This is a genomic window from Myxococcus sp. CA056, assembly GCF_013336715.1.
In the GTDB taxonomy this organism is placed as follows: Bacteria; Myxococcota; Myxococcia; order Myxococcales; family Myxococcaceae; genus Myxococcus; species Myxococcus llanfairpwllgwyngyllgogerychwyrndrobwllllantysiliogogogochensis.
Genome location: NZ_JABUMT010000001.1, coordinates 1,425,945 through 1,444,898 on the forward strand (window position 1 = coordinate 1,425,945; position 18,954 = coordinate 1,444,898).

16 protein-coding genes are annotated in these 18,954 nt (G+C 70.2%); 9 read left to right on the forward strand and 7 right to left on the reverse strand.

Going from position 1 to position 18,954, the window contains the following annotated elements; translation table 11 throughout:
- Positions 1–2 precede the first annotated feature (2 nt).
- Positions 3–659, forward strand: coding sequence for a hypothetical protein (locus tag HUA76_RS05885; protein WP_174460220.1), 657 nt, complete (start codon positions 3–5; stop codon positions 657–659).
- Positions 660–666: 7 nt separating this feature from the next.
- On the opposite strand, the gene HUA76_RS05890 is transcribed toward HUA76_RS05885, so the two are convergent.
- The 3 genes from HUA76_RS05890 to HUA76_RS05900 form a co-directional block, all read right to left on the reverse strand.
- On the reverse strand, positions 667–1,311 hold the full coding sequence (locus HUA76_RS05890; protein ID WP_174460221.1) for a hypothetical protein: 645 nt from the start codon (positions 1,309–1,311) through the stop codon (positions 667–669).
- Between the two features lie 12 nt (positions 1,312–1,323).
- Entirely contained in the window at positions 1,324–2,838 is a 1,515-nt protein-coding gene (locus HUA76_RS05895) for a M91 family zinc metallopeptidase (RefSeq protein WP_174460222.1), read from the reverse strand.
- Between the two features lie 434 nt (positions 2,839–3,272).
- On the reverse strand, positions 3,273–4,784 hold the full coding sequence (locus tag HUA76_RS05900) for a M91 family zinc metallopeptidase (protein ID WP_174460223.1): 1,512 nt from the start codon (positions 4,782–4,784) through the stop codon (positions 3,273–3,275).
- A gap of 342 nt (positions 4,785–5,126) precedes the next feature.
- Here HUA76_RS05900 and HUA76_RS05905 point away from each other — a divergent pair, with 342 nt between their 5' ends.
- The gene (locus tag HUA76_RS05905; RefSeq protein WP_174455918.1) at positions 5,127–6,554 is read left to right on the forward strand and encodes a VWA domain-containing protein; all 1,428 of its coding nucleotides are present in this window, start codon (positions 5,127–5,129) and stop codon (positions 6,552–6,554) included.
- Positions 6,555–6,573: 19 nt separating this feature from the next.
- Positions 6,574–7,716: a hypothetical protein gene (locus HUA76_RS05910; protein ID WP_174455919.1), complete on the forward strand. Its 1,143-nt coding sequence runs from the start codon at positions 6,574–6,576 to the stop codon at positions 7,714–7,716.
- 10 nt (positions 7,717–7,726) lie between these two features.
- On the opposite strand, the gene HUA76_RS05915 is transcribed toward HUA76_RS05910, so the two are convergent.
- A complete protein-coding gene (locus HUA76_RS05915; protein WP_246137061.1) occupies positions 7,727–8,059 on the reverse strand; it encodes a hypothetical protein in 333 nt (110 codons plus the stop codon).
- Positions 8,060–8,313: 254 nt separating this feature from the next.
- Here HUA76_RS05915 and HUA76_RS05920 point away from each other — a divergent pair, with 254 nt between their 5' ends.
- Entirely contained in the window at positions 8,314–9,138 is an 825-nt protein-coding gene (locus tag HUA76_RS05920; RefSeq protein WP_141641687.1) for a sterol desaturase family protein, read from the forward strand.
- Positions 9,139–9,200: 62 nt separating this feature from the next.
- On the opposite strand, the gene HUA76_RS05925 is transcribed toward HUA76_RS05920, so the two are convergent.
- The gene (locus HUA76_RS05925; protein WP_174460224.1) at positions 9,201–9,848 is read right to left on the reverse strand and encodes a hypothetical protein; all 648 of its coding nucleotides are present in this window, start codon (positions 9,846–9,848) and stop codon (positions 9,201–9,203) included.
- Positions 9,849–9,910: 62 nt separating this feature from the next.
- Positions 9,911–10,834 (reverse strand): hypothetical protein, encoded by a 924-nt coding sequence (locus HUA76_RS05930; RefSeq protein ID WP_174460225.1) that lies wholly within the window; start codon positions 10,832–10,834, stop codon positions 9,911–9,913.
- A gap of 402 nt (positions 10,835–11,236) precedes the next feature.
- On the opposite strand from HUA76_RS05930, the gene HUA76_RS05935 reads away from it, so the two are divergent.
- The 4 genes from HUA76_RS05935 (at position 11,237) to HUA76_RS05950 (ending at position 17,696) form a co-directional block, all read left to right on the forward strand.
- Entirely contained in the window at positions 11,237–11,635 is a 399-nt protein-coding gene (locus HUA76_RS05935; RefSeq protein ID WP_141641690.1) for a BlaI/MecI/CopY family transcriptional regulator, read from the forward strand.
- A complete protein-coding gene (locus HUA76_RS05940; RefSeq protein ID WP_174460226.1) occupies positions 11,632–13,695 on the forward strand; it encodes a M56 family metallopeptidase in 2,064 nt (687 codons plus the stop codon). The genes HUA76_RS05935 and HUA76_RS05940 overlap by 4 nt, the downstream gene beginning before the upstream one ends.
- Positions 13,696–13,856: 161 nt before the next feature.
- Positions 13,857–15,026 (forward strand): 4-hydroxy-3-methylbut-2-enyl diphosphate reductase, encoded by a 1,170-nt coding sequence (locus tag HUA76_RS05945; protein ID WP_254613990.1) that lies wholly within the window; start codon positions 13,857–13,859, stop codon positions 15,024–15,026.
- 93 nt (positions 15,027–15,119) lie between these two features.
- Positions 15,120–17,696, forward strand: coding sequence for a carbohydrate binding family 9 domain-containing protein (locus tag HUA76_RS05950; protein ID WP_174455924.1), 2,577 nt, complete (start codon positions 15,120–15,122; stop codon positions 17,694–17,696).
- Between the two features lie 12 nt (positions 17,697–17,708).
- Here HUA76_RS05950 and HUA76_RS05955 read toward each other — a convergent pair whose 3' ends face one another.
- Positions 17,709–18,137 (reverse strand): hypothetical protein, encoded by a 429-nt coding sequence (locus HUA76_RS05955; RefSeq protein WP_174460227.1) that lies wholly within the window; start codon positions 18,135–18,137, stop codon positions 17,709–17,711.
- 348 nt (positions 18,138–18,485) lie between these two features.
- Between HUA76_RS05955 and HUA76_RS05960 the strand changes: the two genes are divergently transcribed.
- The gene (locus HUA76_RS05960) at positions 18,486–18,944 is read left to right on the forward strand and encodes a fibril protein (RefSeq protein WP_254613991.1); all 459 of its coding nucleotides are present in this window, start codon (positions 18,486–18,488) and stop codon (positions 18,942–18,944) included.
- Positions 18,945–18,954 lie beyond the last annotated feature (10 nt).

Below are 18,954 nucleotides of genomic sequence, written 5' to 3' on the forward strand. Positions count from 1 at the left end.
CCATGTGGAATGACGTGGAGCTGAGAGACCTTCCGGCGTGCGCGGCGCGGCTGCTGGACGAGGTGCGCCGGGCGGACGGGTTCGCCTTCGTTCGCGAACAGGCGGCCGAAGCCGAGGCCGTGGACGAAGGGCTCGTCACCGAGATGACGGCGGGCCTGGTGAAGAGCTTCGGGATGTACCGCCAGCCTCGCTACCTGCGTCCGGAGGCATATGCCTGGGAGGAGCGGGACGGCGTGCGCACGGCGCGCATCCGGCCGCTGTCCGCCCTGCTCCTCTACTGGGCGGGCGGGGACGTGAGCCCCTACGTGCCGCAGGTGGTGTGGGGCACGGGACTCGTCGGCCACCACTACGAGGAGACGGCGTCGGAGAACGTGCTGGAGTTCGGCGCGACGAACTTCGACTCCTCTGGCGGCTTCGACCTGGGCGCGCCCGGAGCGACGCTGGTGGAGCTGGCCGAGGACGAAGCGCTGAACGAGCTGGAGGTGTTCGTCCCGCTCAAGAAACTGCTGCTGGTGCGCACGCTCCAGTGCGCACACGCGGCCGTGCGCAAGGCCGTGAAGTCAGAGGCCTTCCGCGAGCTGCCTCACGAGGAGTCGTTCCGATTCTTCGCCACGCCAGGACACGACGAGCCGTCCTTCGTGCTGCCCCACGAGCCCTGAGCGCGTCCTACTTCACGCCGTCCAGCGGCAGCGGCCCGCTGTCCAGGACTTGCTGGCGGGTCACCACCTGGCCGTACTCGGCCGTCCTGTACGCGGTGCCTCCGGACTCCGTCGTCCCGTGCAGGCGCACGTCGTCCGCGGCGGGCAGGTAGCCCACGCGCAGACGCAGCTCGCGCACGGCGGACAGCTCGCGCGTCACCTCGGGGCCCGTGGCATAGGGCATCGACGTGCGCAGCGGCAGGGGCACGAGCAGGCGGCGGGACGCGGTGGCTCCGGGCTCCACGCGGCTCAGGGCGGGGACCTCGGGGGCCTCCACGTCCAGGTTCTCCGGCACGGGCACGAGCTGACGCAGCAGCACCGCGCCGTCACCGGAGAGGTCCACATAGGCGCGCTCGGGCGCGAGGCCCACGTAGCCCGTGGGGCCCCACTCCGGCAGCCCGTCCACCAGCAGCACCGCGTGGGAAGAGGCGTTGCGCACCGCGTACGCGACGGCGAGCCCCTCGGGCCCGCTCGTCACCGACTCCACCTTCAGCTCCACTTCCGCCTGGGCCACGCGTCCTCCCGGATGCGCGGGCTGATTCGAAGCCCGCGTGCAGCCCACGATTATCGCCAGCGCCATGCAGCAGGCGCCAGCTTGGAGCAGGGCTCTCATGAGAGAGGGCTGTTAGTAGCGCGGCCGGGTCGGCAGGTTCAGGTCGTCGCGGAGAACATTCTCGCCGGGGCGTCCGCCCTGCACCACGTCCGGCGTGGCCGGGTTCTGGTCCAGGTCGATGGGCAGGCCCACCGCGGACGTCTCGCGGTTGTTGGTGCCGTTCTTCTCGCCGACCGCCAGCGTGCCGTTGGCGTAGTCGGACGCGTGCACCAGCTCGTGGAACAGCGCCACCACCGGCGGGCGGTTCATCCACTCCTCGCTCCCCAGGGAGATGCGCGAGGTGTTGTAGTTCACCGTGCCGTCGGTGCCCTTGCCCGGCGTGCCGTCCGCGTTGAACCAGGCGTCATCCTTGTTCTTGGCGGACGCCGAGTTGCCACCCGTCGTCTCCTTGATGGTCGTCGAGTGGCCGCTGTCGTCCAGCGTGCGCAGCAGGTCCTGACCCGACGGCAGCGAGCGCATCGCGTCCAGGTCCGACTGCACGCGCGCCTGGAACTCCGGGCTGCCTTCCACCGTCACCGAGCGGCCGCGCTTCTCCGCGTCCGTCATGTCGACGATGGTCCGCTCGCCCTCGGCCGCGTCAGCGGTCTCTTCGCCCTCCTCGACGTAGAGCTTGTCCGTCCCTCCGTTGCCATTGACGGTGTCCTTGCCCGCGCCACCCGCCACCGCGTCGTTGCCCTCGCCACCCGTCAGCGAGTCATCGCCCCGGCCACCGATGACCTGGTCGTCGCCCGCGCCGCCCGTCGCGGTGTCATTCCCCGCGCCAGCGTCGATGTAGTCGCGGCCCTCGCCGCCGTTCAGCAGGTCATTGCCGTCCAGGCCGTAGAGCACGTCGCGACCCGCGCCACCGTTCACCAGGTCGTCGCCCGCGCCGGCCTCGATGTAGTCGTCGCCGTCGTCACCGGAGACGGAGTCGTTGCCCTCGCCCGCGATGAGGGAGTCGTTGCCCGCGCCGCCGATGAGCGTGTCGTTGCCCTTGCCGCCCGTCAGCTTGTCGTTGCCCGCGCCGCCGTCCACGGTGAGGTCCTGCGTGACGCTCGCATCCAGCGTGATGCTGTCGTTTCCATCGCCGCCCTGGATGATGGCGCCCTTGGCCTGCTCCGCCGTCAGCGTCACCGAGTCCTTGCCCGACGTGACGGTCAGCGAACCATCCGTGCCCTGCGACACCGTCGCGGTGTTGTTCCCCGTTCCCAGGTCCACCACCGTCTGGCCACTGGCGTTGGTGCTCACCTGGGGACCGGAGGCCGCCGCCGCGTCCTTGATCTTGTTGGCGACGTTGGCCACGGCCTTGCCGACCGCGGAGCCGGGGGTGCTCGGGGGGGCGCCTTCGAAGTCGCTGCCCTGCGCGGACGCCGCCGGGCGGGACGCCGTGCGCGGGGCCGCGTCGAAGCCGTCCTGCATCCGCTGCGCGACGGCCGTCTTCACCGCGTCGGGACGCTGGGCCTGGGCGGGCTGCTTCACCGGCTCCGGCTTCGGCTCGGGCTTGACGTACGTGGTGGGGCGCGAACCGGGCTTTCCAATCGTGGTCATGACGACTTCTCCCTGAGAACGAGGCACCCGGTACAGTCCCAGCGGCCAATGCCGGGGCGGACGAACGCCGACCTTCCCGATTATCGGGGCTCCTAGGTGGGAGTTGCGTCGCTTCTCGAAAGCCGGGAGCGGATCATCCGCTCAGGGACGGGACCACGGGCAGCACCTGCTGGCGGGTCCTCTCTGACCAGCTTCGGCTGACTGGTACGACGGTGCAGGGCTCCGTGCAGCCGCACGCCGGGCACAGCTCCACTGTGACGGAGCGGCCCGTGCGGCTCGGATGCGGCGAAGCAGCCGGCAACGCGCGGATGTGACGAAGCGTCCGGCAACGCGCGGATGTGACGGAGCGGCCCGTGCGGCTCGGATGCGGCGACGCAGCCGGCAACGCTCCGCTGTGGCGGAGCGGCCGGCGGCACTCACCTGCTACGCAGCGGCTAGTAGTGCGGCCGGGTGGGCAGGTTCAGGTCGTCGCGGAGGACGTTCTCACCGGGGCGGCCACCCTGCACCACGTCCGGCGTGGCCGGGTTCTGGTCCAGGTCGACGGGCAGACCCACCGCGGACGTCTCCAGGTTGCGCGTGCCGTCCTTCGAACCGTTCGCCAGCGTGCCGTTGTTCATGTCGGACGCGTGCACCAGCTCGTGGAACAGGCCGACAATCGGAGGACGGTTCATCCACTCGTCAGCGCCCAGGGAGATGCGCGAGGTGTTGTAGTTCACCGTCGCGTCCGTGCCCTTGCCCGGCGTGCCGTCCTTGTTGAAGAAGCCGTCGTTGAAGGCCGTGCCGGACGCCGTGTTGCCACCGGACGTCTCCGAGATGGTCGTCGTCTTTCCGCTGCCATCCAGCGAGCGCAGCAGGTCCTGACCCGACGGCAGCGAGCGCATCGCGTCCAGGTCCGACTGCACGCGCGCCTGGAACTCCGGAGTGCCCTTCACCGACACGGAGCTGCCCCGCTTGTCCGCGTCCGTCATGTCGACGATGGTCCGCGTATCTCCGGCCGAGTCGGCGCTCTCCTCGCCCTCCTCGACGTAGAGCTTGTCCGTCCCGCCGTTGCCGTTAACCGTGTCCTTGCCCGCGCCACCGGCCACCGCGTCGTTGCCCTCGCCACCACTCAGAGAGTCATCGCCCCGGCCGCCGATGACCTGGTCGTCACCCGCGCCACCCGTGGCGGTGTCGTCACCCGCGCCCGCGTCGATGTAGTCGCGGCCCTCGCCGCCGTTCACCAGGTCATTGCCGTCCAGGCCGTAGAGCACGTCGCGACCCGCGCCACCGTTCACCAGGTCGTCGCCCGCGCCACCCTCGACGTAGTCGTCGCCGTCGTCACCCGACACGGTGTCGGTGCCCGCGCCACCCAGCACCGCGTCGTTGCCCGCGCCGCCGATGAGCGTGTCGTTGCCCGCGCCGCCCGTCAGCTTGTCGTTGCCCGCGCCGCCGTCCACCGTGACGTCCTGCGTGACGCTCGCGTCCAGGGTGATGCTGTCGTTTCCATCGCCGCCCTGGATGATGGCGCCCTTGGCCTGCTCCGCCGTCAACGTCACCGAGTCCTTGCCCGACGTGACGGTCAGCGAACCGTCCTTGCCCTGCGACACCGTCGCGGTGTTGTTCCCCGTTCCCAGGTCCACCACCGTCTGGCCGCTGGCGTTGGTGCTCACCTGGGGACCCGCGGCAGCAGCCGCGTCCTTGATCTTCTCGGCGACCTTGGCCACGGCCTTGCCCACGGCCGACCCCGGACCCACCGGCGCACCCTCGCCACGAATCTCCGAGAGCACCGGACGGGACGCCGAACCCGTGCGCGGGGCCGCCTCGAAGCCGTCCTGCATCCGCTGCGCGACGGCCGTCTTCACCGCGTCGGGACGCTGGGCCTGGGCGGGCTGCTTCACCGGCTCCGGCTTCGGCTCGGGCTTCACGGACGTGGTGGGACGCGAACCGGACTTGCCAATCGTGGTCATGACGACTTCTCCCTGAGAACGAGGCACCCGGTACAGTCCCAGCGGCCAATGCCGGGGCGGACGAACGCCGACCTCCCCGATTATCGGGGTCCCCAGGTCGGAGTTGCTTCGTTTCTTGAATCCTGGGAGCGAATCGGTGGATCCGCGTGGCCGAGGCCGGCGCAAGCCCCCCGCGCAAGGACAGACGTCTGGGTTTACTTCCACCCTCCAGCGCCCGCCACCGCAACGCCTGACATCGCTCCATCGGTCATCGGGGGGACCCTCCTCCCGGTGACCGATGCGGCCCGGGAGCGGACGGGAGACTGTGCCGTCCACGTCAGCCCTCACACCCCGAGGAACCGCATGAACCGCACCCTGCTGCTGCTGTCCGCCGCTGGATTGCTCGCCCTGGGCGCGCTCTCGCTGGGCAGGCCTCCGCCTCCCCCTCCGCCGCCCGTCACCGACACCAGCCACACCGTGGCCCAGCCGGATGAGCAGCCGGCCACCGCCGTGCTGCCGCTCATCGTCGCCCAGCCCTCCGATGGCGCCCTCACCCTCTCCGGAAAGCTGTCCGGCGCCTATGTCCAGCCGGGCGCCAGCGAGGCCTTCGCGTGGATGGAAATCAAGGCCCGCCCCGTGGAGAGCGGACGCCGCGTCCCGGTGAACATGGCCCTGGTGGTGGACCGCTCCGGCTCCATGGAGGGGCAGAAGCTCACGGACGCCAAGCGCGCCGCCGCCGAGCTGGTGAGCCGCCTCACCCCCGAGGACCGTCTGGCGTTGATCCACTACGGCACCGACACGAAGGTCATCGCCAGCCGGCTCGTCACGGACGCCTTCCGCGAGGAGCTGCTCGCCGCCATCAGCGCCATCCGCGCGGATGGCTCCACCAACATCAGCGGCGGACTCTCCGATGCGGCCACCGCGCTGCGCGGCCACCTCGCCCAGTACCGCGTCAGCCGCGCCATCCTGCTGAGTGACGGCCAGCCGACGACGGGCTTCGTGACGGAGCCGGAGCTCTTCAACCTCACGCGCAGCCTGCGCGACGAGGGCATCACCGTCAGCGCGCTCGGCGTGGGCGAGGACTTCCAGGCCAGCCTCATGCGCGGCATGGCCGAGCAGGGCGGCGGGTTCTCCGGCTTCATCGACAACTCCGCCCGGCTGGCCGAGGTCTTCTCCCGCGAGCTGGACCAGGCCACCAGCACCGTCGCCCGCCGCGTGGAGCTGCGGCTGACCCTGCCCCCGGGCGTTCGCGACGTGGAGGTCATGGGCCTGCCCACCACCCGCGAGGGCAACGTCGTGAAGGTGCCGCTGTACGACCTGGCCAGCGCGCAGTCCGTGCGTGTCGTCGTGAAGCTGACGCTGCGAGCGACAGCCTCCACCGAGCCCGTGCGGCTGCTCGACGCCACCGTGCGCTACTTGGACGTGGCCCGCGACGCGACGGCGGAGGCGACGCTGCCCCTGACCGCCCAGGTCACCGAGGACGCCGCCCTGGTGCGCGCCCACCTGGACCGGGACGTGCGCGTGCACGCGGTGCGAGCGTTGGGTACCCAGCAGATGCGCGCCGCCGTGGAGGAGATGAAGCGGGGCAACCGGAAGGCCGCCGTCGGTCTGCTGGGCAACGCCAAGAAGCTTTTTGGCTCGTCCCCCTCCGCGCTGTCGGGGGAGCTTGCGGAGCTGGACCAGACAGAGGCAGCCTATGGGCGGGCGTCGAATGACGGTGACGTTCGCCGCGAGTCGCTGAACCTCTACAAGAAGACGATGAAGAACTTCGGCGAGAACAACGCCTATTAGTCAGGACGGTGCAGCCCCCATGGCCCTCTCCCTGCAGTTCCTCCACCGCGAGGAGTTTGAATCCCGCACCTTTCGCGCGCTGGGGGGAGGAGCCTGCATGGGCATCTTCGCGGCGCTCGCGCTGCGCGTCTGGGAGCCCTTCACGCCCATCGTCCGGCTGACGCTGGAGCCGGGCTACTTCGCGGTGGTGGCCGCCGCGCTCGCCGCCGCGAGGCCCCTGAAAGGCTACGGGCTGGGCCTGCGCGCGGCGCTCACCGTCCTGCCCGTCTTCCCCTTCCTCTTCTCCGCGCCCCACCCGTTGCCCCAGAGCCTGGCGGCCTGCATCGCCGCGGCGCTGGTGACGTGGCTCGGCAACGGCCGTGACGCCGCGGGAAGCTCCACCGCCGTCGCCGCGAGCGCCGCCGCCGCCGGCATCCTCGCCCCGGTGGGCCTGTACGTGCAGCAGGTGCTGGATGCCCGCTTCCTGGGCGACATGAACCTGGTGTCCCTGGTGGTCGGCTTCGCCTGCGTGGCCCTCTTCTGGAGCATCGGCACGCTGCCCTCGCACCTGGTGCTGCACACCGACACGGTGGAGGCCCGGGGCCTGGCGCTCGGCGACACGCTCAAGGGCGAGGCGCGGGAGCTGGCCGCGCGCGCGCTCGGGCTGTACCAGCAGTGCAAGACGGCGGTGCTGCGCATGCCCGCGAGCACCGGGCGGCAGGAGCTGGTGGGCGTGCTGGAGAAGATGGCGTCGGAGAGCTTCTCGCTCGCGGAGGCCCACGCGGCGCTCACCGCGCAGCTGGACTCCGTCGTCGCCCATGACGTGGACGCGCAGGTGAAGGAGCTGCGAGCACGCGCCGCCGCCATCCAGGACACCATCGCCCGGCGCCAGTTGGAGCTCGCCGCGTCCTCACTGGGCGAGGAGCTCAACCACCTGGATGCCCTGAGCCGCAAGCGCGAGCGGCTGTTCGCCCAGCTCCACGCGCAGGTGGCGCTGCTGGAGCGCGCCCGCGTGTCCTTCATCGGCGTGCAGGGCCATGAGCTGGGCTCCAAGGGCGAGCAGGCCGCGCAGCTCGCGCGACGACTCAAGGGCCTGGGTGACGACTCCACCCAACCTCCCGCCCCCGAGGACGCGCAGGACACGCCGCGTCCCACCTCCGAGGCCACGCGCCTGCGGAGCTGACACCGCGCCCCTAGTTCTTCTTGGCCTTGCTCCGCGTCTTGCGCACGGCGACGCGGGCCGGCTGCTTGCGCTGGGTCTTCGCCCGGAAGCTGCCGGGGGGCGCGTGCAGCTCGTCGGCGATTCTCCGCTCGATGGCTTCTCGCGTGTCTCGCGCGACGATGAGCGCCGCCTCGATTTCCTCGCGCACCCGCGCCGCCTGCTCCTCCGCCGCGGCTCGGTACTCCGAGGTGGTCCGACGTAGGGCCAGTGTCCCTCGGTCCGCCGGCTCCACGCTCCGCGCCACCGCTGCCTGCCCCCGGGCCCTGCTCCCTCGCGACTTGTCTTCCCCTGCCTTTTCCGCCATGGGAGCCTCCACGCGCTGATCCCTACCGTCGAAAGTGGGCCGTGGTCTCCTGTCGGGGAAGTCCGCCGCTCAACTCGGCCCCCATCCAGGCGGGAGGGCAGGCACCCAGCCGGCGGACCGGCAAGCAGCGGTGCTTCTCTTGCATCGCAGAAAAACGTAAAAGCAGGCCGGATGATTGTGGCGCAAGGGTGCCGGGCCCCTGCTACTCACAGCGACGCCGCATGGGCGGGCAGCGTCCAATTGCGAGGGATACCGTGGCGGTCAGCGAACCCTTTTCATTTCTGAAGCACCGGAAGCACAACCTGGACCGGATGACGCTGGGCGACCTCGTCTACTCGTTCTTCACGTACTACGCGGTCCTGGCCTACATCACCGTGGGCATCGTCAGCCTCGTGTACGCGGTGAAGTGGTTCGACAACCCGGTGCGCATGCTGCTGGCCATGCTGGCCGCGAGCGTGGTGTTCCCGTTCGGCTGGTACCTGGTCCACAAGAACATCCTGCACAGCCGCTTCCTCTACAAGACGCCCTTCACCGCGGCGACGTGGAAGCGCATCCACTTCGACCACCACCAGGACCCCAATGACTTGCGCGTGCTCTTCGGCGCGCTGGCCAACGTGCTGCCGACGGTGGGCGGAGTCATCGCGCCCATCGGCTATCTCATCGGCGGGAAGTCAGGAGCGGCGGCGGCGCTGGGCTGGGCGATGGTGGTTACGTGTTTCTATGAGTTCTGCCACTGCATCCAGCACCTGAACTACACGCCGAAGCTGGGCTTCCTGAAGGAAATCAAGCGCCTGCACCTGTCTCACCACTACCACAACGAGCAGGGCAACTACGGCATCACCAACTACTTCTGGGACCGCCTCTTCGGGACCTTCTATTCGAAGGCCGGTGAGAAGCCCAAGAGCCCCACCGTCTTCAACCTGGGCTACACCGCCGAGGAGGCCAAGCGCTACCCGTGGGTGGACAAGCTCTCCAACGGCACGCGCGGTGATGACCACCCGCGCCGCTTCTGGCAGGGCAAGGAAGGCCAGGGCACGCAGCCGGAAGACGCTTCGGCGCGAGTGGGCGGCGAGCCGTAGACGAAGGGAAGCGGCGAGCCTCCTGAAGAGGCTCGCCGGAAGAGCTCACCCGCCCGACGCGGCTAGTACTTCACCGAGCCGTTGGGCAGCATCAGCGTCGAGTTGGACTTCTGCAGCGCCACCATGGAGCGCGCCATGTCCAGCACGAGCACCGCGCGGCCACGCACGGACAAGTCCCTCACGCGAGCCTCGAACGTCACCGGCGCCACCCGCGCGTCCAGCTCCGACGCCTGAGCGCCATTCCGGGCGAAGTCACCCAGCGCGTTGAAGTGCACGGTGATTTTGACCTTGTCGACGCCCGGCGGCACCGTGAAGCGCGCGGCCAGCGGCGAGTGGCCCGGCGTCGCCAGCTCCAGCATGTTCGACATCACCTGCACCGGCACGGGCTTGCCCTCGGCGGTGGTGATGAGCACGTCGGAGACGGGCACCTTCAGCGAGGTGTAGTCCGTCAGGCCCTCGCCCCTCACCCGCAGCTCGAAGCTCTGCGTGGAGGGAGTGCCGGGACCCTGCCCGCCGCCGGGGGTGGGGCCGGGGTTTTCACCGCCGGGAACGGGGCCCGGGTCCTGACCACCCGGAGCGGGGTCTTCACCACCAGGCACGGGCGTCTCCACACCCGGGTCGTCGCCCGGGAACGGGACGGAGTCATCACCGCTGCAGGCGGCGAGCACGAGGGCCGAGGCCCCCAGCGTGGACAGCAGGAACTTCTTCATGACGTGTCTCCTCGAAAGCTTTTGAGTGAATCGATGTCTGGAAGGTGTGTGTGAAACGGGGCTCAGGGAATGCAGATGAGGCCCGTGGGAATGGTGAAGTCGACGGCGAGCGCCTGGGCGGCCTGGGGCGTCGCGGGGCCCGGGTCGAAGCCCCCGGGGAACGCACCGGCGTCACAGGAGTTGTTGTACGCGTCCAACTGCGTGTTGAGGGTTTCGAGCGTGGTGCAGTCGACGGAGCCCAGCGCGGTCAGCACGAGCGCGAGCAGGTTGGGCGGGACGGTGAGGCCGCCGAACAGGCGCTGGTTGCAGGTGGCCACCAGCATCTGACGGGCGACCAGGAAGCGGATGCGGTCCAGTTGGCTGCGCGGCAGGCCGGTGATGGGATACTTCGCCGGGTCACCCCACAGGAGGCCCTCCGCGCCCGGCAGCGTGGCGACGATGCCGATGCTGCCCAGGGGAATGGGGCCGCCAGCCAGGCACTGCTGCACCGCGGAGATGTGGCTCTTGTAGAAGCCCAGCGTCCGCGTCGCGGTGCACACTTCCGGCGGCGGCTGCACGCAGGTGATGCGCGCGGTGCACAGCGAGGAGCCCAGGTCGAACCCGGAGGTGAACACGTTGTCGATGTGGTCGTCCACCAGCCCATCGAGCAGCGCCAGCGTCCGGCAGTCGTCGTAGCTGTTGATCGTCAGCGCGAAGTTCGACGTCACCGACTGGCCCACCGGAATCACCACCGGCGGCGGCGGGATGAAGGAGAAGCCCTCCAACACCAGCAGCGGGTCCGCGGCCGTCAACAGAATGGACGGCAACGTCGGGTGGACGTTGTTGACCTGGAAGCTGAAGTTCGCAGTGAAGGGATACGTCGAGACCTCCACGGAGGCCTGCCCGTTCACCAGCTTCGAACACGTCAAATCATGCGCTTCCGCCACACCCGCCAACCCCACCACGGCGGCACACGCCGCACCCATCCAACCGCTCAACGCCTTCATTTTCTTGCCCCGTCCTGCTTCGTCTTCTCGAGCCGGGATGACTCGTGTCGGGGGGACCTTTTTCACCGGATGTGCCACGCGAGGGACGTGTCAGGTCGCCTCCACGCCGACGAACCCACCTCCCTGGAGGCCGAGCAGGCGCGACGCGAGGGCCCCTTGCGTGGAACTCGCGTTCCCCTCGGTGGGAACGACGCTTCCGACTCGAAAAGGCGATGACTTCTCCTCCTGGGAAAATCCCGGGAGCAGGCAGGCACGGAAGTGAGGCCTCTCGTTCCCAGGCTGAGGACTGGCCCGCACTTCCCGAGCGAATCCGACGTCACGGGGAGCATCTACGAAGACCTTCGTTGACATCTACGAACCCATTCGTATGATGAGTTCGTGGATGCTGGATGCGAGGAAGCCATGAGCGAGTCGAAGCTGCCGCGCCCCACGGATGGCGAGCTGGCCATCCTGAGGGTGCTGTGGGAGCGCGGTGACAGCACGGTGCGAGAGGTGCACGAGGCGCTTCACCGGCGAGAGCCGGCGGAGGCCACGGGCTACACGACGGTGCTGAAGCTGATGCAAATCATGACGGACAAGGGCCTGGTGGCGCGCGACGAGTCCCAGCGCGCGCACGTGTACCGGGCCCATGCGACGGAGCAGCGCACGCAGCGGCAGTTGGTGACGGACCTGGTGGAGCGCGCCTTCGGCGGCTCTCCGGCCCGGCTGGCCATGCAGGCGTTGTCCTCGCGCAAGACGAGCCCGGAGGAGCTGGCCCAGTTGCGCCAGTTGCTCGATTCCATGGAAGGAGCGGACGAATGAGCAGCCTGGTGATGGAGTCGATGGGATGGGCGCTGGTGCACTCGCTCTGGCAGGGCACGCTGGTGGCGCTGGGGTTGGCGGTCGCGCTGATGACGGTGGGCCGGCGCGCGGCCAACGCGCGGTATGCGCTGGCGTGTGGCGCGCTGGTGCTGACCGTGGTGCTGCCAGTGGCCACGGGGTGGCGGCACGCGACGCAAGCACGCGCCACGCGGGCGGCCGAGCACGCCGTGTCCACGCGGGACCTCCGCCAGGAGTCGCTCGTCGCGGCGCGGACCCGGGCCATGGCGCGGTGGGACCGCTCCGCTCACACCGGGGTCTCCGAGCGCGAGCCCGCGCGGGCCGCGACTTCCGACTGGACCCGCATGGAGCCCGCGGGCCTGCTGACGCTGGTGGTGGAGCGGGTGCGCGAGTCACTGGCGGACCTGTTGCGCTGGGTGGTGCTCGCGTGGGTGGCGGGCGTGGGCCTGAGCTCCGGACGGCTGACGGCGGAGTGGGTGCAGTTGCGCCGGCTCGCGCGCCGTGCCCTGCCCGCGCCCCACGAGTGGCAGGAGCGGCTCGACACGCTGTCGCGTCGCCTGGGCCTTTCTCGCGCGGTGCGGCTGCTCCAGACGACCGAGGTGGACGTGCCCTCGACGGTGGGCTGGCTGTCTCCGGTGGTGCTGCTGCCGGTGTCCGCTCTCTCCGGCCTGCCCACCCGTCAGTTGGAGATGGTGCTGGCGCACGAGCTGGCCCACATCCGCCGGCATGACTTCGCGGTGAACCTGGCGCAGGTGGTGGTGGAGACGCTCTTCTTCTACCACCCGGCCGTGCGGTGGATGTCCAACGTCATCCGCGTGGAGCGCGAGCACTGCTGCGACGACGTGGCGGTGAGCGCCAGCGGCAACTCCGTCTCCTACGCTCGGGCCCTCACGGCGCTGGAGTCCCTGCGGGTGCTGCCCTCGTCGGAGCCGAGCCACGCGATGTCCGCGCTGGGCGGCTCGCTGCCCGAGCGCGTGCGCCGCCTGGTCTCTCCGCCCGCGCCGCGCTGCTCCTCCCGCTGGGTCGCGGGGGCGTCGGTGCTGACGCTCGTGAGCAGCCTCGCGGTGGCCGCGCCCCTGACGTCGCTGGTGCTGGGCCAGGCCCCCACCTCCGACGTGTCCAGGCCGGGCGTCGCGAACGCCGCCGTCCCCGCGCCGCCCGAGGCTTCCGAGCCTCCCGCGCCGCCGAGCCCGCGGGCCCTCCCCCGCCTCCCCACGGCGCCGAGGCCGCCCGGAGACGTCAAGGTGGCCCTCCCGATGAAGCTGGCCGCGGCGCCCAACGTGAAGGTGTCCACGCGCCAGGACAACGAGGACTCGGACCTCGACGAGCGCACGAAGGTGGGCGCCGGTCAGTCGCTCTCCGTCGACCAGTTGGTGGCGCTGAAGACGGCGGGCGTGACGCCGGAGCGGGTGCGGGAGCTGGAGTCGATGGGCTACGAGCCCACCGTCGCCAACCTCGTCGAGATGGGCCACATGGGCGTCACCTCCGAGTACATGAAGCAGATGACCGCGAGCTTCGGCCGCAAGCTGGAGGCCAACGCGCTCGTGGAGCTGCGCGCCCTGGGAATCACTCCGGAGTACGTGGCGGCGCTCAAGGACGCGGGCTTCGACACGACGAACCCGGACGACGTGGTGGAGGCGCGCGCGGTGGGCGTGGACCCGGAGTACGTGCGCGGACTGAAGGCCGCGGGCTACTCCGGCATGTCGCTGGAGGACATCTCCGAGCTGCGCGCGGTGGGCGTGGACCCGGCGTACATCGGCGCGCTGGGCAAGATGGGCCTACCCAAGCTCTCCGTGAATGACCTCCAGGAGCTGCGCGCGGTGGGTGTCACGCCGGAGTGGATGGAGCAGATGCGCTCGGCCGGCGTGGAGACCAAGGACCCGAAGGAGCTCACCGAGCTGCGCGCCCTGGGCATCACCCCGGACTTCCTGCGCGAGCTGAACGCCGCGGGCCTGAAGAACCTCTCCCCCGATGAGCTGGTGCGCCTGCGCGCCGGCGGCGTGGACGCCGACTTCGTCCGGCGCCTGCGCGACTCCAAGTAACACCGTCACACCGAAACACCTGTCACAGAGTGGCCCGGGGAGCATCGCTCGCTCCCCGGCCCCGTGACACCCCGCCCCTCTCACGCCCTTCCCCTCGGACGCGTCCACACCGGACGCGAGCCGGACGGCAGGGCTCCGTCCAGAACCGAAGGAGCCTCACCATGATGCGTCGCGTGTCGTCGCTGTTGACCTGCTGTGCCCTGTTGCTGGTGGCCACCACCGCCTCCGCCGCGAAGGAGCTGCGAGGCACCTGGACGTCCTCCTCCCGGGAGAAGTCCGCCGAGAACTTCCACATCAGCCTCATCCACCCCGACGACGAGGACGGCGGCAACGGGCAGATGGGCTTCTCCGAGCCCCGCGCGGCCTTCCAGGGCCTGCCCACGGCGGACGGCCCGGCCACCTTCACGCTCTCCCGCGAGGCCGGCGTCTTCACCTTCACCGGCACCTTCCAGGCCGGAGACGGCGCGGGCCACTACCGCTTCGCGCCGAGCGACACCTACGCGAAGTCCATGGCCACGCTCGGCTACCCGAAGCTCACCGAGCTTCAACAGTTCCAGCTCGCCGCGACGAACGTCACCACCCAGCGGGTGAAGGAGCTGGGGGCGCTCGGCTACAAGGACATCCCGCTGGAGCAGCTGCTCACGGTGGGCATCTTCAACGTGTCACCCGAGTACATCCGCGAGCTGGCGAAGCTGGGGTACGAGAAGCTGACGCTGGAGCAGTTGGTGCAGGGCCGCATCCACGGCGTCACGTCCCAGCGCGTGAAGGACCTGGGCTCCGCGGGCTTCCCCAAGCTGTCCTGGGAGGACCTGCTCGCCATGTCCATCCACGGCGTCACCGCGGAGTACATCCGCGACGTGCGCGCCATGGGCTACGGCGGCCTGGACGCCGAGAAAATCGTCGCCTTCCGCATCCACGGCATCACCACCGAGTTCGCCCGGGAGATGCGCGGCCTGGGCTTCAAGGACCTGGACGCCGACGAGCTGGTCGCCATGCGCATCCACGGCGTCTCCACGCCCTTCGTGAAGGAGATGCGCGAGCTGGGCTTCAAGGACCTGGACTCGGACGACTTCGTCGCCATGCGCATCCACGGCGTCACCATGCCCTTCGTGAAGGAGATGCGAGAGCTGGGCTTCAAGGAAATCACGCAGGAAGAACTGGTCTCCTTCCGCATCCACGGCGTGACGTCCGACTTCGTGAAGAAGCTGCGCGACGCGGGCTACAAGAACATCACCCCGGACGAGCTGGTGCGCCTGCGCATCCATGGAATCGACGAGACGTTCATGCGTTCCATGTCTCGCGGCGGCAAGGGCGACGCGGGCGGCAAGTAGCACTCCAGGGTCATTCAGGAAACTCCGCCTACTCACGTTCTTTACCGAGGGAGCCCGGTGTCCCCGCTTCGCGGGACACGAGGGAAATGGGTCATGTCATCCGGTATCAGAGGGGCCGTCGCGCTCGGAGTGTCGCTGTGGAGTCTGGCGACGAGCGCGGCGGTGGAGGGGCCAGGGAAGGAGCAGTTTCTCCAGGCGGCGCGGGCCACGGGCTCGATTCAGGTGGATGGGAAGCTGAACGAGGACGACTGGGCGCGCGCGCCGGTGTTCGACGGCTTCGTGGAGCGCTATCCGGCGGCGGGCCGGACGCCGTCGGAGAAGACGGAGCTGCGCATCCTCTACGACGGAGACATGCTGTACGTGGGCGTGGTGGCGCGCGACTCGGAGCCTTCGCGCATCGACCGGCGGTTGGGGCGGCGGGACAGCGCGCCTTACTCGGACACGATTCACGTCCTCATCGACCCGACGCATGACCACCGCACGGCGTACAGCTTCTCCGTCACCGCCGGCGGCGTGCAGAGCGACGGGCTCTACTACGACGACCGCTACTACACGGAGGACTGGAGCGGCATCTGGGCGGGCGCCTCGGACGGCGTGGAGGACGGCTGGGTGGCGGAGTTCGCCATTCCCCTCTCGCTGCTGCGCTTCCCGGAGGCGCCGGTGCAGACGTGGGGCTTCTCGGTGCGGCGGGACATCGCGCGCAAGAACGAGGAGCTGGAGTCGGTGGACAACCCGCGCAACCACAACGCCAACGTGTCGCGGCTGGGACACCTGACGGGCCTGGAGAACCTCCAGCCGCGCGGGCGGTGGGAGCTGATGCCGTACCTGGCGGCACGGGGCCTGGCGCGGCCCCAGTTCTCGGACGCGTCACGGCCCGCGCCGCGTCTGCTCAGCCCGTCCATGGACGTGGGCCTGGACGTGCGCGCCGCGCTCACCAGCCAACTGGCGCTGGCGGCGACGTTCAATCCGGACTTCGGCGAGGTGGAGGCGGATGAGCTGCTGCTCAACCTGAGCACCTTCGAGGCGTACTTCCCGGAGCGGCGCCCCTTCTTCACGCAGGGCATGGAGCTGTTCCAACCGGTGGGCATGGACGTGGGCGGCGCGCCGCTGGCGCTCTTCTATTCGCGGCGCATCGGCCTGGATACGCCGCTGCTCGGCGCGGCGAAGGTGACGGGCTCGGTGGGCGGCGTGCAGGTGGGCGTGCTGGACGCGCTCGTCACCGGCCCCTGGCAGGCGCGCGACGAGGCGAGCCCGGACCGGAACCTGCGCTTCGACTGGCGCAGGCCGCTGCACCTGGGCGCGGGGCTGGAGCTGCCGGACGAGCCCTCCGCGACGACGCACTACCTGGTGGCGGTGGCACGAGGGAAGGTGGGCGCGGGCTCGCGCGTGGGCGGCGCGGTGGCCATGGCCAACCCGCTGTCGGGCACCTGCACCGCCGAGGACGCGGCCCTGGAAGACTCACAGCAACCGGCGTCGTGTCGGGGACGCGGCGGGCTCGCGGGCGCGCTCGACTTCGACCTGAAGACGGCGGACAGCACCTGGGGCGTGTACGGGATGATGGTGGCCTCACGCGTGGATGGCGGCCCGCCGGAGCGGGTGCTCGCGGATGGCACGCGGTTGCAAACCGGGGACTCGGGCGTGGGCGGCTATCTGCGCGCGGGACGCTTCGGTGGCGAGGGCCTGCGTCCGGAGGTCGGCGTGGATGTCGCCACGCCGAAGCTGTCGCTGGTGGCCACGGGCTTCCAGCGCTCGCAGAACGAGGTGGCCCCCCGAGCCTCGCTGCGCTACGCGCGGCCCAACGGCCTGGGCCCGTTCAAGGCGCTGTTCGCCAATGCCCACGCCGGTGGAAAGTGGACGGCGGATGACCGGAGCGAGCACCGGGTCACCTGGTTCAACCTCTACGCGAGCGCCACCCTGCCCAGCTTCGACACGCTGAGCGTGGAGACGGGCCTGGACCTCAACGGCTACGACGTGCGGGAGCTGGCGAACACAGGCATCCCGCTGGAGCGACCGGACCGGATGTTCGTGAGCCTCAGCGGCGAGACGAACCCCAACCGCAAGGTGTCGGTGGAGGGGTACGTCGCGCTCGGCCACCGCTTCCAGGGCGGACCGAGCGCTCCGGCCTGGGACTGGGGTGGGGAGGTCACCTTGTCCGCGAGGCCGCACCCTTCGCTCCAGACGGAGCTCTCCGTGGGCAACGACAAGACGGACCATGGGCCGCGCTACGTGGAGACGCTGGACGAGGGCCGCTTCCTGTTGGGCTCGCTGGACTCGCGCTTCCTGTCGCTCACGCTGAGACAGCAGTGGGTGCTGACGCCCCGGCTCACCTTGCAGGGTTACGCGCAGCTCTTCACCGCGCACGGCACCTACGGCCCCTTCTTCACGGCGACGTCCGACGCGCGGCGGTCGCGCATCCGGCTCGACTCGCTGACCGCCGTCGCGCACGACGACGACAGCAGCTTCTACGACACCGCGCTGAACGTGAATGTCGTCGCGCGGTGGGAGTACCAACTGGGCTCCACGCTCTTCCTCATCTACTCACGCTCGCAGCAGGGGCTGCCGGAGCCGGAAGGTGAGCGGCCCTCCGCGACGCTGCGTCCGCGACAGTTGCTGGCGGGTCCGGCCAACGACGCGGTGATGCTCAAGTGGAGCTACTACTGGGGCGTGTGAGGTGACGGGGCCTCACGGCAGGGCGCACAGGCGCGAGACGGCGGAGCGCGCCTCGTTCACCACGCCCTCATGCGTGGCCAGCGAGAGGCCGGGCCCCACGTGCCCGTCATCCGACTCGGCGGGCTCCAGCGCCGGCCGCGCACGCGCACGCGCATGATGCGCATAGGCGCGCGCGAGGACATCCAGGTCCGCGCCGTAGCGCCGCACGGCCTCGCGCAGCTGGGCGTCACGAACCTCCAGGGACTTCACCCGCGAGGACAGCTCCTCGAGCTGGCTCGCGTTCAAGGCCAGCGAGTGGGAGTTGTGCTGCCTGTCTCGGAAGCCATCCGTCACGCGCAGCTCCTCCAGCACCAGGGCCTGCACGGAGGCACAGGTCTCCTTCTTGCGCGTCTGGCACGCGGACAGGCCCACGAGCCCCGCCGCCAGCCCCCACACGAGCACACGGCGACCCGGCCCCGAGAGCCGAGGCCACCTGGCGCGACATGGGCGTGGAGACAGGCGCACGCACCCACGCTCGGCGTGCAACCCGGGGCTGTCAATTCCAGCCGGGAGCCGGTGTCGCGGGGCGAAAAGCCCGGGCGCGCGGGGCGGCTCTTCCGGGGGTCGCGACGCGCAAATGCGCGGTTCTGAAAAGACGCGCGCACGGCGGTCCTAGAGGCACGGGCAGGCGGGGGCCCGCCGCGAGGGCTTGGGAGCGTCGGCTGGCGAACGACTCGGGCAGGCGAGTGCGTGCACGCGAGAAAGGCAGGTCCCAGTTTCGCCGCGGGTGGCGTGGAGGAGGAGGGTGCAATGGTTTCGCTTCGAATCGCCTGTCTCGGACTGCTGATGGCACTGTCGGCGTGTGCCTCGTCGAATCCGGCCGTGGTGAGGGCCCCCCGCGAGGAGGCGCCTCCGGTGGTGGGCCTCCAGGAGGAGGGCGGCACCTACGGCTACCGCGCGGAGGACCCGGTGCGCGTGGGCTGGGGCAACCCGGGCGTCATGGCCTTCTTCGAGCTGCTGCGCGGCCCCCAGGGTCAGCGCGTGGCGTGGAAGCGTCTGGGCCCGTGTTGTGACACCGGCCCCACGCCCTCGCTCGAGTACGCGGGGCTGGAGGTGTTCGAGGTGGGCTACGAGGGGCTGGAGCTCCCCGTGCGCCTGTTCATCGACCCGAACCACGGGGCCGCCATCCGCGCGCCCCGGGGCTTCACCATCGAGGGGCTGACGTCCCGCGAGACGCCGACGACTCCGTCGGACGTCATCGAGCTGTAGCCAGGCGCGC

Excerpts from the sequence above, each read along its gene's own strand:
- HUA76_RS05885 (WP_174460220.1), top strand. The coding sequence starts at position 3 with ATGTGGAATGACGTGGAGCTGAGAGACCTTCCGGCGTGCGCGGCGCGG.
- HUA76_RS05890 (WP_174460221.1), bottom strand. The coding sequence starts at position 1,311 with ATGAGAGCCCTGCTCCAAGCTGGCGCCTGCTGCATGGCGCTGGCGATA.
- HUA76_RS05895 (WP_174460222.1), bottom strand. The coding sequence starts at position 2,838 with ATGACCACGATTGGAAAGCCCGGTTCGCGCCCCACCACGTACGTCAAG.
- HUA76_RS05900 (WP_174460223.1), bottom strand. The coding sequence starts at position 4,784 with ATGACCACGATTGGCAAGTCCGGTTCGCGTCCCACCACGTCCGTGAAG.
- HUA76_RS05905 (WP_174455918.1), top strand. The coding sequence starts at position 5,127 with ATGAACCGCACCCTGCTGCTGCTGTCCGCCGCTGGATTGCTCGCCCTG.
- HUA76_RS05910 (WP_174455919.1), top strand. The coding sequence starts at position 6,574 with ATGGCCCTCTCCCTGCAGTTCCTCCACCGCGAGGAGTTTGAATCCCGC.
- HUA76_RS05915 (WP_246137061.1), bottom strand. The coding sequence starts at position 8,059 with ATGGCGGAAAAGGCAGGGGAAGACAAGTCGCGAGGGAGCAGGGCCCGG.
- HUA76_RS05925 (WP_174460224.1), bottom strand. The coding sequence starts at position 9,848 with ATGAAGAAGTTCCTGCTGTCCACGCTGGGGGCCTCGGCCCTCGTGCTC.
- HUA76_RS05930 (WP_174460225.1), bottom strand. The coding sequence starts at position 10,834 with ATGAAGGCGTTGAGCGGTTGGATGGGTGCGGCGTGTGCCGCCGTGGTG.
- HUA76_RS05935 (WP_141641690.1), top strand. The coding sequence starts at position 11,237 with ATGAGCGAGTCGAAGCTGCCGCGCCCCACGGATGGCGAGCTGGCCATC.
- HUA76_RS05940 (WP_174460226.1), top strand. The coding sequence starts at position 11,632 with ATGAGCAGCCTGGTGATGGAGTCGATGGGATGGGCGCTGGTGCACTCG.
- HUA76_RS05945 (WP_254613990.1), top strand. The coding sequence starts at position 13,857 with ATGATGCGTCGCGTGTCGTCGCTGTTGACCTGCTGTGCCCTGTTGCTG.
- HUA76_RS05950 (WP_174455924.1), top strand. The coding sequence starts at position 15,120 with ATGTCATCCGGTATCAGAGGGGCCGTCGCGCTCGGAGTGTCGCTGTGG.
- HUA76_RS05960 (WP_254613991.1), top strand. The coding sequence starts at position 18,486 with ATGGTTTCGCTTCGAATCGCCTGTCTCGGACTGCTGATGGCACTGTCG.